At 40.1% G+C, this 23,278-nt stretch carries 22 protein-coding genes; 8 read left to right on the top strand and 14 right to left on the bottom strand.

Annotation, left to right across the window (positions count from 1 at the left end):
* Window positions 1–5: 5 nt before the first annotated feature.
* From WDA22_05660 to WDA22_05645, 4 genes are read left to right on the top strand one after another with little or no spacing between them, the layout of a single operon-like run.
* Window positions 6–638, top strand: a complete 633-nt coding sequence (locus WDA22_05660) for a hypothetical protein (GenBank protein MFA5832950.1) — start codon at window positions 6–8, stop codon at window positions 636–638.
* The gene (locus tag WDA22_05655; protein MFA5832949.1) at window positions 638–2,086 is read left to right on the top strand and encodes a proton-conducting transporter membrane subunit; all 1,449 of its coding nucleotides are present in this window, start codon (window positions 638–640) and stop codon (window positions 2,084–2,086) included. Before WDA22_05660 ends, WDA22_05655 begins: the two co-directional genes overlap by 1 nt.
* Window positions 2,083–3,564, top strand: a complete 1,482-nt coding sequence (locus WDA22_05650; protein MFA5832948.1) for a hydrogenase — start codon at window positions 2,083–2,085, stop codon at window positions 3,562–3,564. Before WDA22_05655 ends, WDA22_05650 begins: the two co-directional genes overlap by 4 nt.
* Before the next feature lie 12 nt (window positions 3,565–3,576).
* Complete coding sequence (locus WDA22_05645; GenBank protein ID MFA5832947.1) at window positions 3,577–4,326, top strand: NADH:ubiquinone oxidoreductase; 750 nt, start codon at window positions 3,577–3,579, stop codon at window positions 4,324–4,326.
* On the opposite strand, the gene WDA22_05640 is transcribed toward WDA22_05645, so the two are convergent.
* The 4 genes from WDA22_05640 to WDA22_05625 all read right to left on the bottom strand — a co-directional run bounded on the left by WDA22_05640 (window position 4,239) and on the right by WDA22_05625 (window position 9,545).
* Window positions 4,239–5,555 carry a hypothetical protein gene (locus tag WDA22_05640; protein MFA5832946.1) on the bottom strand — a complete coding sequence of 439 codons (1,317 nt, stop codon included), beginning with the start codon at window positions 5,553–5,555 and terminating at the stop codon, window positions 4,239–4,241. The two genes, WDA22_05645 and WDA22_05640, sit on opposite strands and share 88 nt — an antisense overlap.
* 63 nt (window positions 5,556–5,618) lie before the next feature.
* Window positions 5,619–6,746: a tRNA 2-thiouridine(34) synthase MnmA gene (mnmA, locus tag WDA22_05635; protein MFA5832945.1), complete on the bottom strand. Its 1,128-nt coding sequence runs from the start codon at window positions 6,744–6,746 to the stop codon at window positions 5,619–5,621.
* A gap of 23 nt (window positions 6,747–6,769) precedes the next feature.
* Window positions 6,770–8,728, bottom strand: coding sequence for a helix-hairpin-helix domain-containing protein (locus WDA22_05630; protein MFA5832944.1), 1,959 nt, complete (start codon window positions 8,726–8,728; stop codon window positions 6,770–6,772).
* A gap of 4 nt (window positions 8,729–8,732) precedes the next feature.
* The gene (locus WDA22_05625) at window positions 8,733–9,545 is read right to left on the bottom strand and encodes a hypothetical protein (GenBank protein MFA5832943.1); all 813 of its coding nucleotides are present in this window, start codon (window positions 9,543–9,545) and stop codon (window positions 8,733–8,735) included.
* Between the two features lie 22 nt (window positions 9,546–9,567).
* Here WDA22_05625 and WDA22_05620 point away from each other — a divergent pair, with 22 nt between their 5' ends.
* The gene (locus tag WDA22_05620) at window positions 9,568–10,452 is read left to right on the top strand and encodes a DUF4835 family protein (GenBank protein MFA5832942.1); all 885 of its coding nucleotides are present in this window, start codon (window positions 9,568–9,570) and stop codon (window positions 10,450–10,452) included.
* 21 nt (window positions 10,453–10,473) lie between these two features.
* Here the strand turns inward: WDA22_05620 and WDA22_05615 are convergent, their stop codons facing one another.
* From WDA22_05615 to WDA22_05570, 10 genes are all read right to left on the bottom strand, one after another.
* The gene (locus WDA22_05615) at window positions 10,474–10,878 is read right to left on the bottom strand and encodes a septal ring lytic transglycosylase RlpA family protein (protein ID MFA5832941.1); all 405 of its coding nucleotides are present in this window, start codon (window positions 10,876–10,878) and stop codon (window positions 10,474–10,476) included.
* Between the two features lie 259 nt (window positions 10,879–11,137).
* Window positions 11,138–12,235 carry a mannose-1-phosphate guanylyltransferase gene (locus WDA22_05610; GenBank protein ID MFA5832940.1) on the bottom strand — a complete coding sequence of 366 codons (1,098 nt, stop codon included), beginning with the start codon at window positions 12,233–12,235 and terminating at the stop codon, window positions 11,138–11,140.
* A gap of 2 nt (window positions 12,236–12,237) precedes the next feature.
* Window positions 12,238–13,179 (bottom strand): hypothetical protein, encoded by a 942-nt coding sequence (locus tag WDA22_05605; GenBank protein MFA5832939.1) that lies wholly within the window; start codon window positions 13,177–13,179, stop codon window positions 12,238–12,240.
* Window positions 13,169–14,287, bottom strand: a complete 1,119-nt coding sequence (gene alr / locus WDA22_05600) for an alanine racemase (GenBank protein ID MFA5832938.1) — start codon at window positions 14,285–14,287, stop codon at window positions 13,169–13,171. Before alr ends, WDA22_05605 begins: the two co-directional genes overlap by 11 nt.
* 69 nt (window positions 14,288–14,356) lie before the next feature.
* On the bottom strand, window positions 14,357–14,767 hold the full coding sequence (locus tag WDA22_05595; protein ID MFA5832937.1) for a F0F1 ATP synthase subunit epsilon: 411 nt from the start codon (window positions 14,765–14,767) through the stop codon (window positions 14,357–14,359).
* A gap of 5 nt (window positions 14,768–14,772) precedes the next feature.
* Window positions 14,773–16,182 carry a F0F1 ATP synthase subunit beta gene (gene atpD / locus WDA22_05590; protein MFA5832936.1) on the bottom strand — a complete coding sequence of 470 codons (1,410 nt, stop codon included), beginning with the start codon at window positions 16,180–16,182 and terminating at the stop codon, window positions 14,773–14,775.
* 124 nt (window positions 16,183–16,306) lie between these two features.
* Window positions 16,307–17,263: a YpdA family putative bacillithiol disulfide reductase gene (locus WDA22_05585; GenBank protein MFA5832935.1), complete on the bottom strand. Its 957-nt coding sequence runs from the start codon at window positions 17,261–17,263 to the stop codon at window positions 16,307–16,309.
* An 87-nt stretch (window positions 17,264–17,350) separates the two neighbouring features.
* Window positions 17,351–18,712, bottom strand: a complete 1,362-nt coding sequence (locus WDA22_05580) for a sigma-54 dependent transcriptional regulator (GenBank protein MFA5832934.1) — start codon at window positions 18,710–18,712, stop codon at window positions 17,351–17,353.
* Entirely contained in the window at window positions 18,709–19,278 is a 570-nt protein-coding gene (locus WDA22_05575; protein MFA5832933.1) for an archaemetzincin family Zn-dependent metalloprotease, read from the bottom strand. The genes WDA22_05580 and WDA22_05575 overlap by 4 nt, the downstream gene beginning before the upstream one ends.
* Complete coding sequence (locus WDA22_05570; protein MFA5832932.1) at window positions 19,275–20,936, bottom strand: ATP-binding protein; 1,662 nt, start codon at window positions 20,934–20,936, stop codon at window positions 19,275–19,277. The genes WDA22_05575 and WDA22_05570 overlap by 4 nt, the downstream gene beginning before the upstream one ends.
* A 463-nt stretch (window positions 20,937–21,399) precedes the next feature.
* Here WDA22_05570 and WDA22_05565 point away from each other — a divergent pair, with 463 nt between their 5' ends.
* The 3 genes from WDA22_05565 to qrcA are packed head-to-tail and all read left to right on the top strand — an operon-like array spanning window position 21,400 to window position 23,256.
* Complete coding sequence (locus WDA22_05565) at window positions 21,400–21,693, top strand: hypothetical protein (GenBank protein ID MFA5832931.1); 294 nt, start codon at window positions 21,400–21,402, stop codon at window positions 21,691–21,693.
* Window positions 21,662–22,678 carry a hypothetical protein gene (locus WDA22_05560; protein MFA5832930.1) on the top strand — a complete coding sequence of 339 codons (1,017 nt, stop codon included), beginning with the start codon at window positions 21,662–21,664 and terminating at the stop codon, window positions 22,676–22,678. Before WDA22_05565 ends, WDA22_05560 begins: the two co-directional genes overlap by 32 nt.
* Entirely contained in the window at window positions 22,675–23,256 is a 582-nt protein-coding gene (gene qrcA, locus WDA22_05555; protein MFA5832929.1) for a menaquinone reductase multiheme cytochrome c subunit QrcA, read from the top strand. Before WDA22_05560 ends, qrcA begins: the two co-directional genes overlap by 4 nt.
* Window positions 23,257–23,278: the final 22 nt, after the last annotated feature.

The raw sequence follows: 23,278 nt of genomic DNA, 5'->3' as shown, positions 1-23,278 counted from the left end.
TTATTATGGAAAATGTTCTCAGTATTCTCTTCTGTCTCACATTATTATATTTGGTGATCACATCACGTATTAAAACATACGTGTCTATCCTACGCATGCAAGGTGTCTTGCTTTCGATAATAATGGTGTTTCCATTCATAGACCATCTGTCGGTGCATATCCTCCTTATTCCGATCATGTCGTTTGTGGTGAAAGCCGTTATTATTCCCCGGTTTATTAACAAAATTGTCATTGATCTGGATGTAAAACGAATTGTTGAACCAAGCATTCAACCGTTTAATTTTTTATTGTTAACAGTCGCTTCAATGTCAGTCATCTTTGTGGCATCTCACGTGCTTTCAGGATTCACGCCGATAGAACCTATCCCGTTTGCATCCGCTTTTTCAGCAATGATTACAGGCATCTATCTTATTATTTTTAGAAAAAAACTGATCGTCCACGTCGTCGGTTTTCTTATTTTGGAAAACGGAATTTTCCTTTTTGGGACATCTGTTGCTGCGGAAATGCCTACGTTAGTCGAGCTCGGCGCAATGCTGGACGTGTTTGTTGTTGTGTTTCTGATGGGAATTGCCATCAATAAAATCAGCTCTACATTTGCAAAACAAGATGTCTCAGTTCTTGGGAGGTTAAAAGATTAATGACGGAACTTATTTTTTTAGCAGGACTGCCGTTTGTCGGCATTGTAGCGAACTATTTTTTTCATAACAGAAAAATACAGTATAGTATATCCCTGTCCATTGCTATTGTGCATCTCGTTACATCGTATCTCATCTTCTCGGGTATTTACTCTCCCACGGAAAATGAATTTATCCGATTTGATGCATTAAGCAAACTGTTCTTATTGGTGCTTTCACACATTTATTTTTGGGTGGTGTTTGTTTCCTATTCCTACCTGAATCGCTCTGCACTGGTGAACGAAGAAAAAAGCAAGCAGATGTATTTTATGATGTTGAATTTATACTTGTTTGCCAACACGCTCGCTCTTATCAGTAATCATTTGGGATTATTTTGGGTTGCGTCTGAAACGACAACGCTTAGTGTTGCTCCATTGATCTATTATTATCGCGACGAAGAATCCCTGGAAGCAATGTGGAAATATCTCTTTCTTGTTTCCGTTGGTATTGCCTTTGCATTTATTGGATTTTTATTCCTGACACTTTCGGCAAGCGGAACAGTTCTTGAAGGACAACAGCTGTTAATTTCTTCCTACACTCGATTTGCCACAACACTCAATCCCATTTGGCTTAAGGCAAGTTTTATTTTTGTTTTTGTCGGACTCAGTACAAAGATAGGTATTGCACCAATGCATCCCGGTGATATTGATGCTACAAGCAATGCACCAAGTCCTGCCGCAGCATTAATGTCTGGTTCTTTACGGGGAACTGCACTGCTCGGATTAATGCGCGTTTACCAAATTATGGTGCCGACAGTGACTGCGGATTTTGCAAGAACAATTTTGACTATTGGCGGTATGTTTTCACTGTTTGTGGCATTCGTCTTTATGTTCAAAGTTGTGAATTATAAAAGAATGCTTGCCTATTCTAGTGTGGAGCATCTCGGTCTTATCACTCTTGGCATCGGAACCGGCGGTATCGCCTTTGCAGGATCGATGCTGCACATGGTATTTAATTCTATGACGAAAGTCGTATTGTTCTTTAATGCCGGTAACATTCATCGAGCATATCGGTCTCGTGAAGTAACATCGGTGTGGAATGTATTAAATGCAATGCCATGGACAGGTTGGCTTTTCCTTTTCGGCTTCTTTGCCATTATTGCTATGCCCCCCTTCGGCATATTTTTCAGCGAATTAATGATCTTTCAAGGTTTAATGGAAAAACCGTTTCTTCTGGCCGCAGTATTATTTTTTCTTTTTTTTATTTTTGTCGGAATGAGTAAGACGGTATTTCAAATGCTCTACACAGCTGCCCCAAAAGATCACAAAGCGATTCCAGCAGAGAAATTTGATATCATGCATTTTTCGTCATTAGTACTGCTTATAGTATTAATTGCTCTTGGTCTATTCATGCCACAGCAGTTATACATCACTATTGTTCAAATCTCAAAAGATTTCGGGATTACCATATGATTTCACTTATTGTGCAAAACCATAAACCGTTTCCCATAAGTAGTATTCCAATCGTGTCACTTCAGGAATTTGAAGACTCAGTACGAGAAGCACTGTTGACCCATGCGCGAATGATCGGATTATTCAGTCTTGAATCGAAACAATCTTCAACAACGGTGATCGCCGTTCTGAATAATCCCTCCACTTCGTCACTCCATCTTTTGGGAACGGTTTTTTCTGATTCGAATAAAAAATACCGCAGTTTTGCTGAAGTACATCATCAGACACACTATTTTGAATGCGAACTTGCAGAGCAAAATCACATTGTTCCCGTTGGTCACCCTTGGCTGCGGCCAGTTCGAAAACAGACCGTTGTGTTGGATAATCAACCTTATTCGATGTATCGAATGGAAGGTGAAGAAGTCCATGAAGTTGCCGTCGGTCCGATTCACGCCGGTGTGATTGAACCGGGACATTTTCGTTTTCAATGTCATGGAGAACTGGTCTATCATCTTGAAATTAATCTCGGATATCAGCATCGCGGCATTGAAAAATTAATGCTGACTGCCTCTGCAAATCAACAAAGTATTTTGTGTGAATCAATTTCTGGTGATACCACTGTCGGTCATACCATGGCATATACTCTTGCTGTGGAAGCATTAACACACACTACTGTAAGTCTACGCACTCAAGTGCTACGTTCTATCTCTGAAGAACTCGAACGTATTGCCATGCATCTTTCCGGACTCAGCGGTATCGCCAATGATATTGGATATGCTATCGGCGCTGCTTCATATGGAAGATTGCGCACTCTTGTCATCAACAGCAGCGCCTTGTTGTGCGGTTCTCGATTTGGGAGAGGATTTATAAAACCGGGCGGACTACGATTTGATCCTTCGAACGAAGCGATGGATCAATTGCAAAAAAATTTACGAACTGTTCGTAAAGATATTCAAATCATTAACAGTATTATGTTCGATGCTAACAGTGTGCTAGCGCGTCTTGATCATACGGGGACCGTCAGCGGCGAATGGGCGCGATCAATCGGTATGGTGGGACCTGCGGCACGTTCAAGCGGAATAGATATGGATACACGAAGTCAATTTCCGTACGGTGCATATCGTTACACACATCTTCCTTTAATAACTCTTTCATCCGGCGATGTGTTTGCCCGTGCTCGCATTCGTTCTCTGGAAATTGACGAATCCTTACGGTTTATCTTTGATCAAATTGAAGATCTTCCTTCCGGTCCAATCTTCACGACACCCGCACAAGTTGATAAAAAGCATGGCGTTATTTCTCTGGTAGAAGGATGGCGGGGTGAAATTGCACATTGTGCCTTTACCGATCAACATGGTGCATGGACAAAATATAAAATTAAAGATCCCTCTTTCCATAATTGGTACGGATTAGGTCTGGCTTTACGAAATGAAGCAATTTCTGATTTTCCATTATGCAACAAAAGTTTTGATCTCTCTTATTGTGGACATGATTTATAACAAGGATAGTATATGATTGAAAGTATTCAATTACGAATTTTACAGGGTGATCCCATTGTTCATGACGTTCATAACGTCTCATTACCCCCACTCTTTCGCGGGTTGCCTGAACTTCATCCAGATAAGTGTCCTGACGGATGTACCGAATGCAGCAACGTGTGTCCGACAAATGCGATTCTCCTTAATCCCTTAAAGATAGACTTAGGATTGTGCGTATTTTGTCCTTTATGCGAACAACAGTGTCCGGAAAAAGCTATTCATTTTACCACGGAACATCACCTGGCGTGCAGCACACGTGAGCAGTTGATTGTTGATGGCACGCAGAAACGAATCACACCGGAAATTGCGTCAAAAAAAATACGGGATTATTTCGGAAGATCATTAAAGCTTCGTCAAATATCTGCGGGCGGATGTAATGGATGTGAATTGGAATTGAACGCTCTCAGTAACGTCAATTTTGACATGGGGAGATTTGGAATAGAATTCGTCGCTTCACCAAGGCATGCTGACGGAATCGTTATTACTGGTCCATTACCTAAAGCAATGGCAGAAGCAACAATGATGTGTTATGATGCAATACCTTTTCCTAAAATTATCATTGCATTCGGTGCCTGCGGTATTTCCGGAGGAATATTTAAAGATTCGCCGGAATTAGATAGAAATTTTTTCAACGATCATCCCGTTGATTTGTTTATTCCGGGATGTCCACCCCATCCTCTCACCTTTATTACCGGATTGTTAGATTGGCTGGATAGAAAATAATACTCCTGGATGTCATGGATACTATTTTCACTCATCGGATCCGGATATTTTGAAAGCATGTCCTTCCAAAGGGTATTCGTATCTTTCCACACCCTGCATCGTTCCCACGTCAAGCAGGAAAGCGTAATGATTATTACTGTCAAAATGCTATAGACTATTTTGGTATTCCATTTCTTTACTATACTTGATATGTACACTCCCGTGCCGTAGAATAGTCCGATGTATGCAAAATAAGTGAAACGATCGGCAGCAAATATTTGACTAAACCGGATGAATTGCAACACCGGAAGCAATGAAATGAAAAAAAAGAGGGATGAGAATATCACTGTTTCATTTTTTCTATACCTCCAAACCAAAAAACAGAATACGAAAAATAATAGAGCATAAAGATAAAATTTGAATGTCACTGTACCAGAATACGGATAGAGATTGGAGAGATAAATCGGAGTTAAATATTTTTCAAGATAAAAAACCACTCCATGCAATGAAATGATGATGTTTTCCATGACTTTGGGAGTTTTTTCTACCGTTTGAATGCTGATTTGTCCAAAATATCCCACCAGTGCAAATATCCCTCCTGCAATGGCAAATGGGATTTTTTCCATGATCACTCTGTAGGAATATTCTCTTTTTTTAGTGAGATCATACAATAACAGGATAATTGGGAATGTTAAAACGATGATTTTCGATAATAGTGCAAAAATAAAAATAATAAATGAGGAGATAAGTAGTACTGACTTTGTATTCTTCAGATAGAAAAGATAACTGATGGACGAGAGAAGAAAGAAAAACATTGCTAACACATCCTTCCGTCCCGATATCCACGCTACTGATTCAACACGCATAGGATGAATCCCGAACAATACTCCGACTACTAACGCTGCCATCATATCACCGGAAAGCTGATATGCCAGCCAAAACACCAGAGATGAATTGATAAGGTGGAACAGAAGATTCGTTCTATGATATACATGAGGATCAAATTCACCCATTGCGTAATCGATCATATACGAAATAAACGTTAACGGAGCATACGAACCCTCTATCACAGTTGTGAAGACTGTTTTTACATTCTCGTACGACAGTTTGGTGATAACAGGATTATCCGTTACATAAATCGTATCGTCCCATGTAGTCCACCCGTTTGAAAGAGAAGGATAAAATGAAATGTATGTTACCGCAATGATGAATAGATTTGCGTAGAGAAATTTTCTGTACGGTTTATTCATTCAGGTAACCATTCTCCTTCGTGACAATGAATGTTTCATGCAAGCAGAAGTGCGGTTGGGTTTTTACTGAAAAGCAGAATCGATAACGGCTCCCCCCACAAGATCCTCTCCTTCGTAGAACACGACTGATTGACCTGGGGTGATAGCCCGCTTAGGTTTATTAAATTTAATGGAGACTCGCCCTTCTCCATTTCCGTTACCGTCAAGCTGAGTAACAATAGCGGATTCATCCTTATCCTTATACCGAATTTTTACGGTGAGATTCTTCCCTTCGAATAGATCAGCATACTTAATTAAATTCAGATTTGATGCCATAAGCTGATGTTGAAGTAATTCATTTTCATACCCTACATTAATCTTGTTCGTTTGATAATCAATGGAGGTTACATATAAGGGATCAGGATGTGCAATTCCAAGTCCTTTGCGTTGACCTATCGTATAAAACGGAAATCCATTATGTTCTCCGATTTTGTTTCCGTTGAGAAGTATATCGCCACCAGCAACTTCTTTTTCGATATTCGGGAGCTTATGTTTTAGGAAGCGTTCGTAATTATTGTCGGTAATGAAACAAATTTCAAAACTTTCTCCTTTAGCCGCCGTCCGCAATCCATAGTGTACCGCAAGTGCACGTACTTCATCTTTTGTATATTCTGCCAACGGAAATAACGTATGATCCAGCGATTCTTGCGTCACATTCCACAACATATACGACTGGTCTTTCTTTCCATCTTTTCCGCGGGAGATCACATAGCGTTTTGTGACATCGTCCATACGGAGTTTTGCATAATGTCCCATCGCAACATAATCGGCACCGAGCTGTTTCCCTTTTCGCAATAATTCTTCCCACTTGATTTTTCTATTGCAAATAACGCAAGGATTTGGCGTACGTCCGTGCATATATTCATCAATAAAATTATCAATGACATTCTTTCCAAAAACTTCAGAAAAATCCATCACGTAATGCGGGAATCCAAATTTGGCTGCAATCAAACGAGCATCATTAATTCCATCGAGCGAACAACAGCTTTTATCCCCTTCAATTGTTCCTCCGACATCCTCATAATTGAAGGTTTTTATAGTTATTCCAATAACATTGTAACCTTGTTCCACTAATAATGCTGCACAAACGGACGAATCAACTCCGCCCGACATTCCCAAAACCACCGTTTTATTTTTTTTATGAATGCTCATAATGATAATTTACAAAATATTCTTCATATCCGAAAATCGAGCTGTAACGCAATATGATTATCCAGATTCCCGTGTATTTGATCATCCCCGCTTCCCAGAACAACTTCATTCTGTTTTTTTGTTTCCAAATATTTGAATGAGAATACACAATTCTTGAAGATTTCGAATGCTGAAACAATATACCACCTCATCCCTTTACCATACATCGGCGGGTTAGAAAAATTACCTGCTACATCTGATTCATATTGATATAACCGTGTATCATATGAATCGGTATCAAATAAAATGAACCTGGTTTTTATTGTTACTCCACTCCCACTGTTTTTATACAACCCTTCAACAAATGTTAAAAAACCTTTTTCTACAAATTTCGAAGGAGAATAAGCGACATTCACCATTTCGAATCGCTGGGAGAGTATGAATTCTTTCGTTGCTTTATACATGTAGGAAAAACGATAATTGGACTGATGACGTTCATCATTTTCCGGTAAAATATCGGCTTGAGATCGAACTTTATTCTTGAAATGCATCATTACTTTAAGCTTTGGAACAAGTGGTAGAGCTATGGAAAGAAATGTCTCCTTACCGATCACACCAAAGTCTTGTTTCGTTGATGGAAGCAGGAAAAAATCTTGATATGCATTTAGTGTCATATCTTCTTCTGCGATTTCAATGCCAATGTAATTCCCAAGTTCACCATCCGCAATATTGCTGCGCTCACCAAAGGGATGCGCAAACGGACTCACATATCCTTTCGTAAAAGCACGATGATGATAACTCACCGCAACTTTTCTCGAAATTGGAAATAGAATACCAAATACTTTACTGAACCGACTGAGATCATTCGTCGCAGTTTCTCCAAATGTCAGTATTCCTGAAAATGGTATTTCCCAGGATATGCTCCCTGCAGATATTTTGCGATTTCCTTGTAGATTGAAAAGAGACGGTGCCAGAAACCGATCGTATTGAACATTCATCAGTGTCATTGATATATTTCTTTCTCCATTAAACAAATAATCAATCTTCCCTCCAATTGTTTGTTCTCCAAGAGTTCGATGCCGTTTAAGATCTTCTATTGTGCGATAGTTTCCGGAAGTATAAAAACTCGTAACAATTCCGTTAGTATCTAATCCCGCCGACAATTGTCGTGAAGAATAAAATCCGGTCATAGAAAGATTATTATGCTGAAACTGCGATGCTGCACCTTGAAAATATCTAAACTCGTCCGTAGAAACACTGGGAGATATTACTCTCCCCTTTTTTCTCGTTTGACCGACAGCATCGTTTCCTTTCGCCGTTGAAATATTTTTAGAGAGTACAAGTCCTTGTGCAGAAGAAATATTAAAATTGCCAATGACAAGGTTTCGAAACAATGGAGTTTCCTTTACTATAAAATAGCCAGACATTAATCCGTTACGGTATGATTCTCCGGCATCTTTTTCAAATAATCCTGCCGCTTCAAAATAAGCACTTTTAATTTTCGTCCGTTCGTAAGTACTCAATGTGCTTCCAAGATATTTACCATTCCTCGTTCCATTTGTCGATTGTAATCGTTGTTCTGTCCGTGATCGTGATTCACCTTCCGTTCGCGCCATATCAAAAAATTCTACGTTTGGCGGAGAGTGCACTACTGTAATAAATGGTGCTATTCTTTCAAATAGGACATCCGTCATGAGTGAAACAGAACGAAGCTGGTTAATATTCTCAATGTTGGTTGAGTCACTGTACAAGATTATTGATTCTGCAAGCAATGGAGAAATCATTGGTAATTTCAGTAGCTCGCTATATGAAGGGTTGGCAATGTCGATAGGATGTGATCGAAGATAATCTAATTCTTCACCGAACTGTTGTGTCTCCCGTTCTTCAGCATTGAAATCGACAATTGATTCTATGACATCCTGATCAAACGAATGAGTATCGATTTGAGCAGTGACAATCAACTGACCGACTATAAATAACCCTATGCCAAATATGCATTTCATAATACTATTGGAAGGTGATTCCGACAGAGTGAATCAATCCAAGTTCTGCGTGAGCCGCAATTCCATAATTAATTTTGAATGGTGCAATAAGAATGCCCAATCCTGCAAATAGTTTTGATGATGATCCATCTGATCCAACAGATAATGATACAATTTCAATCGGCGTGAGAGTCATTCCCACCCGATAAAAGGCTTGATATCGAATATCTTTGACCAGATCAAAATTCACTGTCGAGACTTCCCCTACGGTATAAGATAATCCTGTTGTTAACACTTGTGGAATATCGTCATCTGCACCAAACGTTGCTCCTGTGATGTTCTGAATGGCTAGTCCAACATTTATGTGATCTGTTGCAACGTAAATTGCACCGATATCTATCACTCCCGTTGAGGATGATCCGTACCGCTCAATGGAAAGATGATACAGCTGTGCATTTAACCCAACACTCAGCTCATCTGTAACCATTTTCGCAGCACCAAGGGAGACAAGACTTTCTCTATAAAGCGAGAATCCGAATGATTGAATCCCAAATGAAAGATTAACGAACGTATTATTATATGAACTCATCAATCCATAATTGGAGAGTTGTTCAAGGTGAAACGGTGATGGTGAATAAAAAAGCGAGGATTGTAACGAGGAGACCTTTCCTATCGAAGCTGGATTTATCCAGAGATTATCTGCTAAAAACAACCCAACACCGCTAAACGCCACAGAGAACAATGAAGTCGGCTGTGAATTTCGTTCAAATCCAGATAGAACCGGCTGTACGACAAGCAATACTTGAATGAAGAAGATGAAACGTTTATATTGTCTCATTATTCCACCTGAAAGGATTATTATGATTCGGTTTCTCATCGTTTTTTTCACTCTCTCATTGGTTAGCTATTCGCAGATTGAGTGTGATGTTACCGTAAATTATGAGCAAGTGTCTAACGCAAAGGAAAACCTCCAGAACTTCGAGCGCGATATTGAAACATACATTAATTCACAAAAGTGGACAGCAGACGATCTTGGCGGCGAAAAAATAAAATGCACAATAAACATTTTTTTTACTGCGGCAGATGGAAATTCATTTAAGGCACAGGCATTTATCGGAAGTTCACGTCCGGTGTTTGTCGGGAAAAAAGCTTCTGAGAAAAAAACACCGATGATTAGAATCTTTGATGACAAATGGGATTTCATCTATGTTCAGGGACAGCCTCTTTTTCGCAATGAAACTCAATTTGATCCTCTCACGGACTTCATTGATTTTTATATGTTTGTTATTCTTGGGTTCGATTATGATTCGTACGATAAAATGAGCGGAACCCAGTATTTCCGAAAAGCTTTTACGATGTGCAGCCAGGCTCCATCAAGCTCTTCCGGATGGGACCGCGGCACAGGTTCAACATATTCCAAATATAACTTCACGGAAGAAATCTTGAATCCAACAAATCTATCATTCCGTGAAGGTTGGCATCTCTATCATTTCCGGGGTTTGGATCTTCTTGCAACAAAACCGGGAAAAGGATACGAGAATATTTTGACAATGCTCAACAATATAAAATCGTTGAAACAAAATTCAAACCCCCGAGCGATCTTGTTCAAGACTTTCTTTGATACAAAATATGGTGAGTTAGCGGAAGTGTTTAAGGGGTATAACGATGAGAATGTCTATAAAACATTGATTCAAATTGACCAGGCACATCAGTCGTCGTATGAGGAGGCGGTAGGAAAAAACTAACCTCTACGGACAATACTTTTTTTAGTTTCCCCACTCTAAAACTTCAAGTGTAACATTAGCCGTTCCGGTTTTCATCATCTCTAATGCTTCTGCAGCACCAAGAGAGAGGTCCATAATTCTTTCTAACTTGAATGGCCCTCTGTCATTCACCCGCACAACACAAGATTTTCCGTTATCACTATTCGTTACACGTACTTTTGTACCGAAAGGAAATGAACGGTGCGCAGCAGTGAGTGCATGCATATCATAGAGTTCACCATTGGCAGTTTTTTTACCATGAAAATCATGCGCATAGTATGACGCGATGCCTTTATACGACGTCGCTTTACCGTTGGAATTATTCGCAGCAGGTTTGGAAGGATTCGTTTTCGGTTCTGCATATCGATCCCGAGTAAACCTTGGTGACGATGCACACGAAGAGATCACGGATAAGAGAATTACCAGAAAAAAAAACTTCCCAATATCTCCTGTAAAGGGGAAATAATGGGAAGAAATAATTTGATCTGTATGTATTTTAAAGATATTCGTAATTACTCAGCGTTAATGATTTTTTTGCCACTAAAACACAAAAACACTAAATTTCACCAACTTTGTTGGAGTAATAGTTCAAATTCTTTTTGTGCACTTTCGTGTTTTTGTGATTTGGTGGTATGTTTTTGAATTTTTATATAATTCTGCTGAGTAGTTACAAATATTCATTCATCTGTTTTCGTTTCAGATGATCGACAATCTCTTTCACATCCTGCGAAGCGCCTTTTTTGCAGACAAGTATAGCGTCGGGTGTATTAATAACAATAATATCTTCCACCCCAACCGTCGCAATCAATTTGTCCGACGTATGAACATACGTGTTCTTGGAATGCACAGAGATCACCTTGCCATGAAGGTAATTTCCGTTTTCATCCTTTGGTGATATCCTATTTACTTCATCCCACGATCCGAGATCATTCCATCCAAAATCACCTTTGACTACGTACACTCGGGATGCTTTTTCCATCACACCATAATCGATGGAAATACCGCGAATAATTCCATAAGCCGTTTCCAGACTCTGTTCAAATAACGATGTCCCGATGGAAGGTTGTACATTGAGCAATTGACTATGTAATTCGGGGAGACTTTTTTGCATCTCACTAAGGATTGTATCAACTCTCCAAATAAACATTCCGCTATTCCAATAGAAATCACCGCTTTCCAGAAATTTAACAGCAGTAGGAAAATTTGGTTTTTCAGCAAATGTTTTCACTTCAAATACACCGCTCATATTTACCGGTTGTGTTTCTTCGCTTTTATCCTTTGCCTGAATATACCCATATCCAGTTTCAGGATGTGTCGGGTGAATTCCTATTGTTACTAGTCCTGCGGTAATATGCGCAACCTGTGCTGAGGTTTTTAAGACACGAATAAATTCAGATTCATTTGCAATGATATGATCAGCGGGAAGCACAATCATTATTCCCTTTGGATCAAGTCTATCGATAAATAGTGCGGCAAGTCCGATGCATGGTGCAGTATTTCGCCCGACCGGTTCTACAATAATATTTTCTACCGGAACATTTGGAAGTTGTTTTATAATAGCATTCTTTTGCAGTTTATTTGTCACAATAAACACATTTTTTTCTTCGACAAAACCGTGCAGACGTTTCACGGTATTTTGTATCATTGTACCTTCACCGACAATTTCCAGCAACTGTTTTGGATTTTTTTCCCGGCTCCGCGGCCAAAATCTTGAACCAACACCGCCAGCCATAATTACTGCATAGATCTGTTGTTGATTTTCCATAATTATTTTTTCAAAAGTTCTTTGGGATCCTTAATGTATTTTGTAAGATTGTTTAATAACGTAATTCCACCAGAAGTTTGTTGTAAGGAGAATGAAAGTCTGTCTCCGATATCACGAATAGTATCGGCAAATACATCGCTGCGAATCTTTCCCTGTTCATCTGCATATGCTATCATTCGCAAGTATGCTTCACAAAAATCTTGGCCCACAACATTTTCCGATACTTTCGCCGTATCAAGCGCAGCACGGACCGTAACACGTAACACTGCCATTGCAATAGGACGGTCACTGGATTGCTTATCAAAAAATTCTATTGATGTTTGTGCAATACGTTCCATTGCATCAAAAAGGTCGGCATTCATTGCAACGGAGAGCGCAGGTGAAGCATCATTCTGTTCCAACGGTGTTGATGTATCTGCTAATGCGGATTCAAAAGGAGTTATCGTTGGAGCGGTATTCCAATCCGGCTCTTCCATCGTTGCTTGAACGGGTTCAATGGATTGTTCTGACTGAACCGATACATCATTTTCTTGTGATGGATAACTTGTTCCCAAAAATTCATCCTGGGAAATCTCGATATCCTGTTGGATTGGTCTTGCCGGAGCTTCGAATGAACGGGAAAAGTCCGGCATATCGAACGGTTGATTCAGAAATGCTTCAAACAATTTTTCATTCAACAGTAGAACATCGCTTTCAAATTGCTCCGGAGCGTTAAAATCATTTGATCGCTTTGTTCGTTCTAATAGCCATTCCATCGCGAGAGAACATTTACCGAAACCTTGGACATGCAAGAGTGATTTGACTTCATGACCAATGGAATCAGCCGATTCAAATCGTTGCAACAACTTCGTTAACTTTGCACCGTGAGCAGGGATCAAACTGTCGGTCAAACCTCCACTTGTTCTGCGCAATGCTCTTAATAAATATTCTTCGTTACTTTCCATTGATATATTTTCTGGGAACACGTTGTGATACTGCACAGGTCACTTCGTACGGAATGGTTCCGATAGAGTGTGAAATATCCCACGCAGTGATGTTTTTGCTTCCGCTCCGGCCGATCAGGACTACTTCATCTCCCACGTTCACTGTTTCATTCCCCACATCAATCATAATTTGATCCATACAAATTGTTCCGACAACAGGGAATTTTTTACCTCTGATTAAAGCAAAAGTTTTATTGGTTAATGTACGAAAATATCCATCAGCATATCCAACAGTAACGCTCGCAATTGTTGTTTTTTTCTTTGCATAATACCGCCTCGAATAACTGATACTCGTTCCCTTTTCTACTGATTTTGTAAAACCAACTCGCGCCTTTAACGAAAGTGCAGGAGTTATGTCTACCGTTTTTTTTGTTTCTGCAGACGGTGTATATCCGTACATCATAATTCCCGGTCTGACCATATCGAAATAGGAATCAGGCATCTGTAAAATGGCTCCACTGTTAGCGCAATGCACTAGGGGGATATGGATCCCATTTAGTTCCAGAGTGGTAACTATCGATCGAAATTTTTGCAGCTGTTCATTGGCAAAGGATAGATTAGTTTCATCGGACGAAGCGAAGTGAGTCCAGATTCCTTTTATAAAAATGTTTGACAACGTTGAAATCGATTTTACCAGTTGTACTGCCTCGCTAGGTTTTACCCCAATTCGCCCCATTCCAGTATCAATCTTTACATGAATTGAGACAGTCTTGTCACTTTTTTTTGCAAGTGCATTGAGTCTCTTCGCTGTGGATAAATCACAGATAGTCGCTTCGAGATTGTGTTGCACATACAAAGTTAGTTGATGAAGAAGTGGTGCGGTAAAGACATGAATGGGAAATTGGATTTTGGCATTGCGTAGTTCAATACCTTCTTCAACAATGGCAACACCAAAATATTCGGCACTTTTTCTTTTAATAATCGCTTGAACTACCGGAATGACACCATGTCCATACGCATTTGCCTTTACTACCGCCATAATCAACGGATGTTTTCCGATCTTCTTGCGAATGTTCTTGAGATTCGTATTGATCGCTCGAAGATCAATTTCCGCAAAGGTTGGGCGCATGAAATTTTGATTTAAATAAAAAAGCCCACGGAAGCGATCTTCAGTGGGCTATGATTACACAATGTTCATTTATTTTTTTGAAGCAATTTTTAAACGATTAATTGCTCGATTCAAGGCGACACGAGCACGTTCAACATCCGTATCGGATTGCTTTTTCGTCAGACGATCGTTTGCACGCTGTTTCGATTTCTCCGCTCGTTCAATATTTATCTCTTCTTCACTTTCTGCGGATTCTGCAAGGACGATCACTTTGTTGGATTTTACTTCAACAAATCCACCAGTGGTAGCAAACCGCGACACCTTTCCAACGACATCGGTCACTTTAATTTCACCGATGCCGATAGCGGAAAGCAATGGAGCGTGATTGAACAAGACCTGAAAGTTTCCGATCACACCCGGCGCAGTGAAACTCTGAACCTCGCCGGTAAAGACCGTCTTGGCAGGTGTTACAATATCTAATTGAAATTTTTTATCTGCCATAGGAATTATGCTGCCTGTAATGCTTTTGCTTTTTCAAATACTTCTTCAATTCCACCGCACATTAAAAATGCTTGTTCCGGCAATTGATCGCATTCACCGTCGACAATCATCTTAAATCCTTTAATGGTGTCTTCCAGTTTTACATAACGTCCGGGAATACCGGTAAACTGTTCCGCAACGTGGAACGGCTGCGACAAGAAGCGTTGGATTTTACGAGCACGCGACACTGTGAGTTTATCCTCATCAGAAAGTTCATCCATCCCAAGGATGTTGATGATATCCTGAAGATCTTTATACTGCTGTAAAATTACTTTTACAGATTTTGCCACATCATAGTGATGTTGGCCGACGATCAGCGGATCCATAATACGCGACGTTGAATCGAGCGGATCAACGGCGGGATAAATTCCAAGTTCAGAAATCTGACGGCTTAACACTGTTGTCGCATCCAAGTGAGAGAATGCTGCTGCCGGTGCGGGATCGGTCAAGTCATCAGCAGGAACATAAATTGCCTGCACTGATGTGATGGAACCTTTTTTCGTGGATGTGATTCGTTCCTGCAACGCACCCATTTCTGTCGCAAGAGTCGGTTGATAACCCACTGCAGAAGGCATACGTCCAAGAAGTGCTGACACTTCGGAACCTGCCTGCGTGAAACGGAAAATATTATCAATAAATAACAGAACATCTTTTCCTTCATCATCACGGAAATATTCTGCAATGGACAACCCGGTTAATGCAACACGAAGACGTGCTCCCGGAGGTTCGTTCATTTGACCAAATACAAGAGCAGTCTTTGCAAGAACACCTGATTCTTTCATTTCTAACCAAAGATCGTTTCCTTCTCGAGTACGCTCTCCAACACCGGCAAACACTGAGTAACCGCCATGTTCAGCAGCAATGTTACGGATCAATTCTTGAATCAACACTGTCTTTCCTACACCCGCACCGCCAAACAAACCAGTCTTTCCCCCTTTGGTGTATGGTTCGAGAAGGTCAACAACTTTAATACCTGTTTCAAACATCTCTTTTTGGGTAGAAAGATCTTCAAATCTTGGTGCCGGACGATGAATAGGATATTTTGTAACACCTTTAATTTCTCCCAGTCCGTCAATTCCATCACCGATAACATTAATCAATCGACCGAGTGTATTTGGTCCGACAGGAATAGAAATAGGATTACCGGTATCAATCGCTTTCATTCCGCGAACAAGACCATCCGTTGAATCCATCGCAATCGTACGCACACGGTTCTCTCCTAGATGCTGCTGCACTTCAACAATTAGATTTTCTTTATGACCTTCGATGTTCGTACGGGGAATTTTGATTGCATTTAATACAGTTGGTGGTGTTCCATCTGAAAAATCAATATCAACAACAGGTCCTATTACTTGAACAATTGTTCCTTCGTTCATTGCTTTCCTTTCAAAGTTCGATTTGATGATTTTTATTACAAAAGTGAAGTAAAATAAGGAGTTTTTGGAAGATAATCAATGTAAAACTTCATGAATAATTGTAACGCTGTACAGAGAAAAGCAATTATAACGTCTTTCGAAGAGCGTCTATTATAATTTTTCCATGTAATCTTCCATTTTCAATGAAAATAGAATTGTTGTTTTTTCCGGCTATGATGGAACCGGCAACATATATCCCCTTTACATTCGTTTCAAATGAATCAGGATTTTGTTGTGGCACGTAACTTTCAGTATCTAACGCGATACCGCATGACCGAAGAAAATCGTAATCCGGATGGTAACCGATCAGAGCGAAAACGAAATCATTCTCGATATCGTATTCTCCATCGGTATTTTTTACTCTGACACTTTTCTCTTTGATTTCCATTACTTGCGTGTTGAACAGTGCTTTGATCGATTGTTCCTTGATTCTGTTTTCGATATCCGGAAGGATCCAATATTTAATTTTTTCGGAAAGTGTCTCACCACGATGAACGAGTGTAACGTGAGCTCCGTGTCTAAACAATTCCAACGCTGCTATTGCTGCAGAATTTTTAGCGCCGATCACCATCACATTTTGATGGTAAAACGAATATGGTTCATTATAATAATGAGACACTTTAGGAAGATGTTCCCCCGCAATATTCAGTAAATTGGGATGATCGTAATATCCTGTTGCAAGAACAACATTCTTTGTTTGATATGTCGATTGAGAAGTGCTGACAACAAAACGCGAACCTGAAGGATTAATTGAAATTACTGATTCAAAAAAATGGCAATTCAGTGCATAATATTCGGCTACTTTAGTATAGTATTCCAGTCCTTCTGCGCGTGAGGGTCGCATATGCGCCGAAGTGAATGGAACATTTCCGATTTCTAAAAGCTCAGGAGTGGAAAAAAATGTCATTTCTGCGGGAAAATGCTGTATTGAATGGACAATTCCACCTTTTTCGATAACCAAATAATTCAATCCGTTCTTCTTCGCTTCGATCGCAACAGAAAGTCCGGAAGGTCCTGCACCAACAATAATAAGATCAAACATAATTCTACAATCGCTTCAAAAAAAAAATCCGTCGAAGATCGACGGATCATAACCTATAGATCAATGTAACACTATTTTTGCCACAGTTCAATTTCTTGGAAGATTGTACTTTTTAATCCTGTCATACAATGTCGAGCGATCTACACCCAGAATTGTCGATGCTTCTTTGATATTGCCATGTGTTCGCTGCAGTGTGGCTGTTATCGCCTGATTCTCAATTTCGTCCAATGTTAATTCAACAGGAATATCCCATTGTTTCCTTTCATTTCCATGTACGTTGAGAAATCCAAAATCCTCTTCCATCAGTATCTTAGTTTTGCAAGTAACAATTGCACGTTCAACAGCATTTTCCAATTCCCGTACATTCCCGGGCCATTGATGACTCAATAATATTTTCATTGCTCCTTCAGAAATATCGTGGACTTCCCGGCACAATTCCGGACCGATATGCTCGATAAAGTTATGCACCAACAGCGGAATATCCTCCCGTCTGTCACGCAGCGGGGGGAGATGAATATTGATCACATTCAGTCTGTAGAACAGATCGTCCCGGAATTTTCCGTCGCGCACTGCTTCTTCAAGATTTCTGTTGGTTGCAGCTATCACCCGTACATCCACATTTATTTGTTCCGTGCCACCGACACGATAAAAATTTCTCTCCTGTAAAATCCGGAGTAAATTCAATTGCAGCTTCGGTGAAATATCACCGATCTCATCAAGAAAAATTGTCCCTCCTTCAGCAATTTCAAATTTTCCCTTCTTTTGTCCTGTTGCTCCGGTAAACGAACCTTTTTCATGTCCGAACAATTCAGACTCTAATAATGATTCCGTTAAAGCCGCACATGAAACTCCCACGAATGGTTTACCGGCTCTGTCCCCGGCAAAATGAATGGCGCGGGCTATTAATTCTTTTCCTGTTCCGCTTTCTCCCTGTATCATCACTGTGCTTCGCAAACTAGCCACTTCTTTGATTAAGCCAAAGATTTCCATCATTTTCGGATTTTTGCTGATGATGTCGCAGAAATTATATTGTTTTGATAATTTTTTTCTAAGAATGGAATTTTCTCGCTGGAGGTTTTTAATTTTTATGATGCGACTAACCAACAAAGAGATTTCCTCTGGGTTACATGGTTTAACTATATACTCCTGTGCCCCTTCCTTCATCGCCGTGATGGCCGTATCGACAGTTGCATATGCTGTGACAATTATGATGGACGCTTCAGATTGAATTTTACGTATTTCCATCATGGTTTCGATTCCGTCATGACCGCCGGGCATTTTTAAATCAATAAAATAGATGGCATACTCTTTCAGTTTTGTCTTTTCGATGGCATCTCTGCCGGATTCCGCGGTATCGACCGAATAGCCATCTTCTCGCAGCCATGCCGCAAGAGATTCACGCATCACTTCTTCGTCGTCCACTACCATAATATTCCATAACTTTTTCATTGTACTATCTCCATGCCGTTCTCACGGCGAATATGTTTACTGATTTCATCGAAGAGTATGGAACAGTTTGCGCATAACTCTTCTGTTTTTTTGTCAACCTGTTGAATAGCGTTTGATAATGACATTGCACATTGTGTATCCGAACAATGAACTAAACCGAATGTATGTCCGAGCTCGTGGACGGCTTCTTTCATCATTCTGCGTATGAACAGAAGTTTATTCTCCGGCAGATGATAAAACTGTTGATGCAGTCGCGCCAGAGAAATAACCGCAACCGGCCCATTCACTTGTGCGTGACCAAATACAAAACTAAGCATGGGAATAAATAAGTCGCATTGCGTTATCCCAAGTACTCTCACAGCATCATTCGGCACACGACGCAGAAGGTCTTTTAATATCAACGTCGAATTGTATTGTTTCGTTTTTTGATCCAATGCATACTCCGGTTCCGGTAGAACGGGTAATCGCTTAATGTCAAAACCGAAAATCTGCCAAAGAGAAGTTTCGAGTGTAGACATCGCTTCTTCATCAATCATTCCAAATGGTGCAAGATAGATCGATTTCACACTGCTGTTCCTGTTTTTTCCAATTCATTATTTTTTGGTGTCGCTGTTTCATTAAACGGAAGCGCTACAGTAAATGTTGTCCCTTGATTGCGTTCACTCTTCACATCAATATCTCCCTTGTGCGCTTCAATAATGCCAAAGACGACAGCCAAACCAAGACCAACTCCTTTTCCTTCACCTTTTGTTGTGAAGAAGGGGCTGAATATTTTGGAAATGTTTTCCTCCGGAATTCCATCTCCATTATCAGACACGATGAATTCTAATTGATCCTGCTGGATATGCATGCGTGTTGTTACACTTACAGTACCGTTCTGTTTCCCTTGCGCGGCTTCTGCACCATTCATAATTAAATTGATCACCACTTGCTGCATTTGCGATCCGTCGCAGTGAACGGTTGGTAGATCGTGCTGTAAATACAATTCAATCTTCACTCCCGATAGTTTAATTTTATGATCTAAAAGATTGAGTGTCGATTTGATCATTGTATTAAAATCAATTTTCGCTCGAAACGGTTTTGACCGCCGAGAGAATGCAAGCAGATCTTGCACAATCCTTCCGACGCGCGCAGTTTCGTTTACAACTTGGGAAAGATATTTTCTGAATTCTTCCACCCGTTCTTTGGGAACACCGTCTTCTTTCATAATTCGCTGCATAAGCATTGCCAGATTAAGTACTCCGGAGACTGGATTGTTGATCTCATGCGCTACACTGGCGGATAATTGTCCCAGAGAAGCCAACCGATCGCTTTGCAATATTTTTTGATGTGCAACCTTTAATTGATCTGCGCGTTGTTTAATTTTCATTTCAAGTCCTTCGGTGAACTGATTGATTTCTTCAAGAGCTTGTTTCAATCTGACCCGCATGACATCGAATGAACGGGCCAACTCTCCTAGTTCTTCGCTCGATTCAATTATAATCGGTTTATCCAATTGCATTTCACTAACAGCATGTGTTCCCGCTATTAAATGTTGGATAGGTGCATCAATAAAATGTTTGGTGAAATAGATAATGAATAAACTCATGATAATAACAATTGAAAATGAGATGATAATCACTCGAAGCTGCAATTGTGCCATTTCTGTATCTACCATTTCCAGTGTCATCGAGACATCAAGAACTCCCAGCACATTCTGAGATGTTGGGTGTGCATGACAATCTGCTTCCGTGCATGATGGTTCGTTATAAATTGGGGTGATCATTGAAAGAGTTCGAATATTTTCAGTGGTAGTATAGACTCTTGCCCGTGAAGGAACATCTACTTTTACCAAAGGCTGTTCTGCAGAGTGACACATAAAACAGGCTTCTGCATATTTGTCCACGCTACCGGTGTCAGATTTTGCCGTCGAATACATGATCCTCCCTTCTTTATTGAAGATCCGTATTCTTGTTATCCCCTGTTTTTGCGCAATCGTTTCCATTGTTTGATAAGCAGACTCCCTTTGATCGGCGAGCATAGCATGCCATGTAGCACTCGAAATACTTCCGGACAATTGATCAGCGCCAAGCATCATCGCTTCGAGTAATTGTTTCTCCTGTGTTTTGACATGAATGTAGCTGGAGATAATTCCAACGATTGTCATAATCAACGTGAAGGATAGAATCAGTTTTTGAGAAATTTTTTTTGGGGGAAGACGAAGTGCTCTTTGTTTTAAATTCATTATGATACTTTCTGACAGTCTATTGTTGATTTATGCATCATTCATGCCATAGTTTTCTATCGATAGCATTTCAAAGATCTATTATTCATTTGTTTTTTCGAACATTTTCTGTGATACGATTTTGTAATGAGGATTGTGTATTAATTAGTCCGTTGAATATTTCTACGTAAATTTTTCTCAATGACCTTCTTCCAAACTCAATAGGATATGTCCAAAAAAAATGAACAATCCTGCGTTTCAAAAAAAAAGAATTTGTTGATTTTTCCTACACGCTCAGACGGAATTTCCCACATCCAAGAACATTTCGAGTACTTCCATTTTTCATTTCAAATTCTCGCAAACTATTGAATTCATGGAACTTATACTACTTACTAAAAACGAGGCATGAAGTTTGGATTGTGTTGTTGTGAAACAAGAAACAGTTTCAGAAGAAAAAAACAACACTCTCAAAAAGGAGACTATTATGTTTAACTCAATGGATTCGGAAACCCTTTGGCTGACAATCACCAACGTTGGATTAGGAATTGTTACGTTGATATGCCTCATAGCAGTCGGCAGCGTTATTGCAAAAGAAGTATTTGCTGATGTGCGCAGCAAAGTTCGCATTCCTCAGTTACAGGATGATCACTCGTTTGCACTTGATGATCTCGGCATTACGATGGCAGACGGCGGAAAACGGATAGACGAAAAAGAGACGGCAAAAAAATATAACATTGAAGAAGATGATGAAAAGAACATTCAACGATCCGAGAATTAAATCGTTATCTGTGAAAAAGAGGTGTGCCATGCGATGTCCATTTTTACGAGAAGCACAGGTCAAATTCTGTCGCGCATCAGCGTATAGAAAAATGATTGTTCGACTTGCTGAGCAGCCTGACAATGAACGATGCTCGTCACGTGAATACATTAATTGTTCTGCTGCAAAACAGCACTTGGAAGATCGGCCGAGCATCGATCATTGTCCTTTTCTTCATGAATCACTTGTTCAATACTGCACGGCAGCAGCTGTAACAAAGTACATACCATACACCGAATCAGTTCTCTCGCAATGCGGAACGGAGAGCCACAAGTATTGTGAATTATATCATACACTCGCACAACCGCAAGAATCCACTACGGAAATGGAAATTGCGAATGGCAACGGCAGTCATTATCAGAATACTGTCGAAGATGTTAAAATTCCTCATCACCTTTTCTTTTCTCCTAATCATATGTGGATGGATATTGGAATTGACGGCGTCTGTCACATTGGGGTGGATGCTTTTATGATGAAGGTGTTGGGTCCTATTGATGAAATCACATTTATCACCAATAAAGGATATCAGCGACCAACAGTCTCCTTCTCCATCAGAGGTGTAGATCTACAATTTGTTTTTCCGATGCAGATGAATATCACTCGCGCCAATACCTATCTGCGCACAAATCCGGAAAAGATTAATGCTGATCCTTACACCGTGGGCTGGTTATTCGAAACAACTGAAACAAAATTCAAAAATATGAATGAACAACCGAACGGATTGATTACGGGACAACTCGTTCATCCATGGATGGTAAAAGAAATGAATCGCATGACTTCATTGGCACATAAAATATCTTCACAACCGGATATGCACGGAGCAATATTGATGGCGGACGGGGGATGTTTCCAAACCGGATTGGCACAACGATTAACAAGAGAAGAATTACTGCAATTGTATAATGACTTTTTTTCACCGCTCGCTCTTTGGAATCTACAACTATGAAATCCAAAATCATGTTTATAGCTGGCATAGTATTCGGATTGCTTATCGGATGGTATGCTTTTCCTTTTGCCTTATATCAATCCAACGAACAACCGATGCAATTCAGTCATGTAACACATACTGGCGAAAAAGGAGGCATGGCATGTGAAGATTGTCATACCACTAATGAGAATGGACGTTTCCAGGGAATTCCGATGATTGCTAAATGCGCTGAATGTCACTCTTCTGCACTTGGAGAAACCGAATTAGAAAAACAATTGGTTGAACAATATATCACCCCCATAAAAGAAATTCCGTGGCTTGTGTATTCCCGTCAACCGGATAACGCATTTTTCTCTCACGCACCGCACGTTACCCTTGGTAAAATGAAATGTGAAGAATGTCATGATTCACACGGAACATCAGCATCATTACGCGTTCACCAATTGAATAGAATTTCAGGGTATAGTAGAGATATTTGGGGTGCAAACATTTCCGGAATTTCTCTGAAGAAGACAATCGGAATGAAAATGGATAAGTGTGTACGATGTCACGACGATAGAGACAGACACGACGGCTGCGTTGCTTGTCACAAATAATTTCATGCAGAAGGCAACCTCA

It is taken from the genome of Bacteroidota bacterium (assembly GCA_041658205.1).
GTDB lineage: Bacteria > Bacteroidota > Ignavibacteria > UBA10030 > UBA8401 > UBA8401.
The sequence above is the reverse complement of the archived record's forward strand: the minus strand, read 5'-3'. Positions and strand labels throughout refer to the sequence as shown.

Coding starts and splice junctions, on each gene's coding strand:
- qrcA (MFA5832929.1), top strand. CDS start 22,675: ATGAAATCCAAAATCATGTTTATAGCTGGCATAGTATTCGGATTGCTT.
- WDA22_05630 (MFA5832944.1), bottom strand. CDS start 8,728: ATGAAATGCATATTTGGCATAGGGTTATTTATAGTCGGTCAGTTGATT.
- WDA22_05560 (MFA5832930.1), top strand. CDS start 21,662: ATGAAAAGAACATTCAACGATCCGAGAATTAAATCGTTATCTGTGAAA.
- WDA22_05565 (MFA5832931.1), top strand. CDS start 21,400: ATGTTTAACTCAATGGATTCGGAAACCCTTTGGCTGACAATCACCAAC.
- WDA22_05640 (MFA5832946.1), bottom strand. CDS start 5,555: ATGAATAAACCGTACAGAAAATTTCTCTACGCAAATCTATTCATCATT.
- alr (MFA5832938.1), bottom strand. CDS start 14,287: ATGCGCCCAACCTTTGCGGAAATTGATCTTCGAGCGATCAATACGAAT.
- WDA22_05620 (MFA5832942.1), top strand. CDS start 9,568: ATGATTCGGTTTCTCATCGTTTTTTTCACTCTCTCATTGGTTAGCTAT.
- WDA22_05570 (MFA5832932.1), bottom strand. CDS start 20,936: ATGAATTTAAAACAAAGAGCACTTCGTCTTCCCCCAAAAAAAATTTCT.
- WDA22_05645 (MFA5832947.1), top strand. CDS start 3,577: ATGATTGAAAGTATTCAATTACGAATTTTACAGGGTGATCCCATTGTT.
- mnmA (MFA5832945.1), bottom strand. CDS start 6,746: ATGAGCATTCATAAAAAAAATAAAACGGTGGTTTTGGGAATGTCGGGC.
- atpD (MFA5832936.1), bottom strand. CDS start 16,182: ATGAACGAAGGAACAATTGTTCAAGTAATAGGACCTGTTGTTGATATT.
- WDA22_05650 (MFA5832948.1), top strand. CDS start 2,083: ATGATTTCACTTATTGTGCAAAACCATAAACCGTTTCCCATAAGTAGT.
- WDA22_05580 (MFA5832934.1), bottom strand. CDS start 18,712: ATGAAAAAGTTATGGAATATTATGGTAGTGGACGACGAAGAAGTGATG.
- WDA22_05660 (MFA5832950.1), top strand. CDS start 6: ATGGAAAATGTTCTCAGTATTCTCTTCTGTCTCACATTATTATATTTG.
- WDA22_05605 (MFA5832939.1), bottom strand. CDS start 13,179: ATGGAAAGTAACGAAGAATATTTATTAAGAGCATTGCGCAGAACAAGT.
- WDA22_05595 (MFA5832937.1), bottom strand. CDS start 14,767: ATGGCAGATAAAAAATTTCAATTAGATATTGTAACACCTGCCAAGACG.
- WDA22_05625 (MFA5832943.1), bottom strand. CDS start 9,545: ATGAGACAATATAAACGTTTCATCTTCTTCATTCAAGTATTGCTTGTC.
- WDA22_05655 (MFA5832949.1), top strand. CDS start 638: ATGACGGAACTTATTTTTTTAGCAGGACTGCCGTTTGTCGGCATTGTA.
- WDA22_05585 (MFA5832935.1), bottom strand. CDS start 17,263: ATGTTTGATCTTATTATTGTTGGTGCAGGACCTTCCGGACTTTCTGTT.
- WDA22_05610 (MFA5832940.1), bottom strand. CDS start 12,235: ATGGAAAATCAACAACAGATCTATGCAGTAATTATGGCTGGCGGTGTT.